Below are 4,804 nucleotides of genomic sequence, written 5' to 3' on the forward strand. Positions count from 1 at the left end.
CCACAATCATAGTGATGCTGGTGGCACTCAAGAAGTGACCACAAATAGGATGCTGAGCAGGTTATTTTTGTGTTGAATTCTTACTGAAGCAAAGCTTCATCAAAAATTCAACACGTTAAAATATTATAAGTATGAAATAAGAGAAATTAAAATATTATCTTTAAGAAATAAGGTTATTGCTTTTCATAGGAAACGATGTTGTGGTGCGTATTTTATTATTCAAATTTTTCACTTATCATTTCGTAAGGTTTTCGTGGCGTTCCATATAATATCATTTCATTATTAGAAACTTTTTTGATCGGAATAATTATCTCTCTTTTTCCTGAATTATAAATTGAAATAAAAAGCGTTGAATCAAGTTCTTCCAATCGGATTTTTGTTAGTTCATCCATTTTTAGAATCTCTTTGGTTTCTAAATTTCCTAATTCTCGATTGAAAATCACTTTAAACTTTTCGCCATTCCAATTAAAATTAAAAGATAGATTTTCTATTTGCTCTATTGTCAAAGTTGTTTTCGTCGGTAAAAGACGTACATATTCTGTAGTCAAATTCGAATATATTTCATCCGTCTTAACTTTTAAAAATAATTTCAATCTATCATCATTAATAAATTCAAATTTTTCAAAATTATCTGAATCCATTATAATTTTGTGATTTTTAATATCAATCTGTGTTGAAGTATAAAATTCATCGAAATCATAATAAATTATAGAATCATTCTTAATTTCCATTATCAAATTAGTCGGATAAGAGTAAGTATCACCTTCTTTGGTCATTAACCATTTTCCATTTAATTTTTGTCCGAAAGTCAGATTCATTGAAAAAACCAATAATATTAAAGTTACGATTTTCATATATGTCTTGTCCTGAAATATGGCTACAGGTTAAAATTGATTTTACACTGTTAATTTATAGACCATATTTGGTGTTTGATAGTCTAAAGATAAATGTAATCTTATTTCATTATATAATTTAATCGCATTTTTCGCAGCTCTTTTAGCGTGGTTCTTGTTTGTAAAGACCTGATCAAGGTAGAATCTTAGCTTTTTCCTTTGTATGATTAAGTCTTGATATTTAGTTTTTTTTTAAGTTTCAAGTCACTTTTGTAACCTAGTTTTTGGGCAGCTACTTTCAAGTATGAATCATCGACCAGTTGATCCATATCTTTTTTAAGGAAGAGATTTTTAAGATGCTCAATCTCTTTTTGGAGTGCTTTGATCTGTGTTATTTCATCCTTTGTTTCTATCATGACTCTTGTCTTCATAAGGTCTTTACGCTCATACTTTCTGATCCATTCATTAATTGTGGAGGGAGCAATCCCATAGAGTTTGCCTAGTTGGTATTTAGAATATTTTCCAGTACTAAGTTCTTATAAAATTCTTAATTTGAGTGGTTCGCTGTACCGTCTCTAGTTTCTCTGTCATTTTTGTACATAACGGTTTAGAATTATGTAGTCTTTATTCAGGACGAGTCAAAATGAAACCCAATGATCTTGTTTAAATCAAGTGGCGTGGAGTAGGGACGCGTTCTTGTTGGCTTTGTTGTTTGCTACTTGAGATCTAAAATAACACTTTTCACAATTATGTCCGCTTTTGGCGATTGACCAATTTTAGGTAAAGGCACTACTACTATTTACTTAATGCTTTAATAATCCGTTCTTCGTTTATTAGAATATCTCTAAATAAAACATGAGGGAACTCTTGATATTTGGATATTTTGAAAGCTTCAAAAATATTTGATAAAGTAAGAGCAGTCACAAGAGATAAATTCATTTCCGTATCCATTTCACAATCGGTAACAAAATCATCACTAAATTCAGGAGCTACAAGTAAAATTTTCACAATTCTCAAATCGTTTTTTAGAGCCAAATTTTGATATGATTTTAATTGGCGAGATACCGTGCTAAATTTGTTATACCCACGTTCTTTACTGGTTTTGCATTCCACAATGATAACCTCATTATTTCCTAAGTTTAAAAGAATATCGATCATATCCTTATTTGTATTCAGTTCATTTTTATACTTCTCATCAACATCAAAGCCAAGTCCGTTGAAAATTACCTTTGTTAATTCTTCGAACTTTATACCAAGTTCACTTTCCTTAACAATGATTCCGTTTTCTTTTAATAAATTAAGATTACGATATCCAACATTCATGTAGTTTTCTAAATATAAATTTTCTACATCCTTGTAATGTTCTAAGATATTTAGAATATTTTCTCCTCTTTGTCGAATTCCATTTTCTTTAATGAAAAAGGTTAAATCAGATTTTGATATTAAATCTAAAATGTCTCTTGGTTTAATATTATAAGCAAGCAAAAATTCAGCTTTAAGGACGAACTCATCTTGTAATTCGAATTGATCTTTTATCTGTTTATTTAGTTTGGCTAAGGATTGATTTAATTCACTTAATAACTTATCAAACCCATCTAAAGAAATTCCGACTTTTTCGTCTTTTTCAACAGAATCAAAATGCTCAATTAAACTATTGATTTTTTCGTCCAAGGTGCTCCCTCTCAAAGTTTTAATTTCAAGACCTTTCTCACACAGTTCATTTAAAGTCTTCTTACTTTCGGTCAATGTGCTTCCAGTCTTATAAATTCCTGTAAGCATAAGATTGGTAAACGATACTCCTTCTTTAATAATTCCTTCTATTTTTTGAGAATAGTCAAGTTTGCGGTCAATATTATGATCTTTTGCAATTTGATTAATGATTGGTTCTCTCAAAAGTTTTAGAGTTCTTCTGTAAAATTTTTCTGCAACTTCTTTTTGGCGAATTTTTCTTAGAACTCTTACCATTTCATCTGCAACATAAATAGTATTTTCTTTACTAGAATAGAAAATAACACCAATATTTTTGAGTCCTTTTATTACTTCTTGAATATCAATTTTTTTGATTGGTAAAATTGAATAATTAATTAGTTTTATTTCTTCTTGGGATAAGCCCAATTGTTTTGAAAGTGTTAGGATTATAGAGAGTTCATCTGAGCTAACTTTAGAATCTCGGTTGTTCTCAATATCATTATAATAAGCTGTGTGAAGACAAGCTTTATATATTTTGTAGTCTCTTTTTCGTTTTTCACTTAATTCAGATCTGTCATTTTCAAAATCTGCATTTAATGCTTTGATTTTATTTTTAAGATTCTTTATTTCTGTATCATACAATCTAGAAAACCAATCTTGTTTCATTATACAATTTCCGTCTCTTATAATTATATCAATAAGAATATCTAATTGGGAAGTGATTTCTTGAAACTCACATTCAATATTTTTTCTAAATTCATCAGAAGTTAAATTGAAAATTGTTGAAATATTTTGATTATCAACCGACTTAAGACCTTTGTCTGAAGAACTCAATAATTTTTCTATTTCCTTCCCGTTTTTAGGGTTTTTGGAGATTATACTGTCAATTATCTTGATAAATGAGTTCTTTTCTAGTGATCCTAGCTTATCTAAAATTTTCTCTAATTTCATAATTATGTTCTTTTGTTGGTTGCTTATTGCTTGTTCATAGCTATTTTCATGTCATTTCAATGTTTTTATCTTTAAAAACGAATGGAATGAAGCATAATAAACAAGATTCTAGAGAGGTAGGGCACCTGGAAGTTCTTCAACTCAAACTTACATTTTATAATTTATAAATCCCTGAGATTTAATGGCGTAATTATAAGCAGTTATTGACACGCTATGCCTATTAGTAACTTTTGGTTTAAAACCACTTCCCTCCTCTTTTCGTAAGTTATAATATGAAGTCAATTCTACTCCCATTACTCTTAGTCTTATTTTTACCTGAACGTTTACTGGCTCAAAAAATAGATAATGTAGCTTCTTTCAGGGATCTGGAAGGCGATTTATATTTTAGATACCACTACGATAACGATTATTTTTCTGGCACAGATGAGAACTACACGCAGGGCTACAGCCTAGAAATATTTGCTCCTATTATTAAGAAAAACCCGATTAATTACCTTCTAATAAAACCCCTTAATTCTGAATTACGTTATGGCTTAGCCATCGAGCACATTGGTTTTACCCCGCCCAGCATTGGCAATCCTGACATTCAGGTTGGAGATCGTCCTTTTGCAGCGGCTATTATGCTAAAGAATTTTTCAATTGCTACAGACACGCTCGTAAAGTCCAGACTCAGCTCTTCTTTAATCCTCGGAATTATAGGTCCTGCTGCTTTTGGAAAGGAAATGCAGGTGGGCATTCATAAGATCACTGGAAACACCATTCCTAAAGGTTGGAAAAATCAGATTAAAAATGATATGATACTCAATTATGAGATCAGCTATGAGAAACAGCTTATTCGGGCTGAAAACTATTTTTCACTGCAATCTAATTCCACAGCCAGAGTTGGAACTTTATTCACAAATGCAGCTGTAGGACTCAATACAACGCTAGGACTTATCAACTCCCCTTTTTCAGCTAAAAACATAAAGAAAAAGTTTCAGTTTTACGCCTACTCACAAGTTTTAGGGAATTTAATTGGTTACGATGCTACATTGCAAGGTGGGCTTTTTAATAAATCAAGTCCGTACACTATTCCCTCAGCAGAAATATCCCGTTTTACAGGCCAATTCAACTATGGCTTAATATTAAAAACAAAGACCTTATATTTTGAATATTCTAGAACTGTACTCACTCGAGAATTCGATACTGGAACCTCAACAAAATGGGGCGGAATTAGAATCGGATTCACGTTTTAAAAATCTGGCTTAAGGTTTCGGGTTTCGGGTTTCGGGTTTCGGGTTTCGGGTTTCGGGTTTCGGGTTTCGGGTTTCGGGTTTCGGGTTTCGGGTTTC

At 31.2% G+C, this 4,804-nt stretch carries 4 protein-coding genes; 1 reads left to right on the forward strand and 3 read right to left on the reverse strand.

Features of this window, described 5'->3' with window-relative positions; genetic code table 11:
• Positions 1-215: 215 nt before the first annotated feature.
• The 3 genes from I130_RS14665 to I130_RS14675 all read right to left on the reverse strand — a co-directional run bounded on the left by I130_RS14665 (position 216) and on the right by I130_RS14675 (position 3,473).
• Positions 216-854, reverse strand: coding sequence for a hypothetical protein (locus I130_RS14665; protein WP_034924952.1), 639 nt, complete (start codon positions 852-854; stop codon positions 216-218).
• A 206-nt stretch (positions 855-1,060) separates the two neighbouring features.
• Complete coding sequence (locus I130_RS16850; protein ID WP_232224169.1) at positions 1,061-1,249, reverse strand: hypothetical protein; 189 nt, start codon at positions 1,247-1,249, stop codon at positions 1,061-1,063.
• Positions 1,250-1,628: 379 nt separating this feature from the next.
• Complete coding sequence (locus I130_RS14675; protein ID WP_034924955.1) at positions 1,629-3,473, reverse strand: hypothetical protein; 1,845 nt, start codon at positions 3,471-3,473, stop codon at positions 1,629-1,631.
• A 272-nt stretch (positions 3,474-3,745) separates the two neighbouring features.
• On the opposite strand from I130_RS14675, the gene I130_RS14680 reads away from it, so the two are divergent.
• Positions 3,746-4,708, forward strand: coding sequence for a lipid A deacylase LpxR family protein (locus tag I130_RS14680; protein ID WP_034924958.1), 963 nt, complete (start codon positions 3,746-3,748; stop codon positions 4,706-4,708).
• Positions 4,709-4,804 lie beyond the last annotated feature (96 nt).

The sequence above is a fragment of the Gillisia sp. CAL575 genome (genome assembly GCF_000403785.1).
In the GTDB taxonomy this organism is placed as follows: domain Bacteria; phylum Bacteroidota; class Bacteroidia; order Flavobacteriales; family Flavobacteriaceae; genus Gillisia.

Coding starts and splice junctions, on each gene's coding strand:
- I130_RS14665 (WP_034924952.1), bottom strand. CDS start 854: ATGAAAATCGTAACTTTAATATTATTGGTTTTTTCAATGAATCTGACT.
- I130_RS16850 (WP_232224169.1), bottom strand. CDS start 1,249: ATGATAGAAACAAAGGATGAAATAACACAGATCAAAGCACTCCAAAAA.
- I130_RS14675 (WP_034924955.1), bottom strand. CDS start 3,473: ATGAAATTAGAGAAAATTTTAGATAAGCTAGGATCACTAGAAAAGAAC.
- I130_RS14680 (WP_034924958.1), top strand. CDS start 3,746: ATGAAGTCAATTCTACTCCCATTACTCTTAGTCTTATTTTTACCTGAA.